Here is a 229-nt window from a genome sequence, read left to right on the forward strand (position 1 = left end):
TGCCTCAACCGTCTCTAGAGTATCGGCGTCTTTAGCCTCTACTTCTTCTGACGCTTCCGTTTCATTTAGCACCTCATCCGATAACTCACCGCCAAATTCGACATCAGGCACCTCAAAGTCATCGACTGGCTCAGGTAACTCTTCAGCTAATGCCTCGTTGGCTAAAACACTTTCCGCTTCGATTTTCGGAGAGTCTAGCTCATCGTCTATTAACCAGTCGTCATCCTGC

At 48.5% G+C, this 229-nt stretch carries 1 protein-coding gene; it reads right to left on the bottom strand.

The window, feature by feature from the left end; genetic code table 11:
- Positions 1–229: hypothetical protein (locus ACP45E_RS00985; protein WP_198927666.1), on the bottom strand; the 229-nt coding region annotated here is incomplete at both ends.

The sequence above is a fragment of the Vibrio genomosp. F10 str. 9ZD137 genome (genome assembly GCF_049974785.1).
In the GTDB taxonomy this organism is placed as follows: Bacteria; Pseudomonadota; Gammaproteobacteria; order Enterobacterales; family Vibrionaceae; genus Vibrio.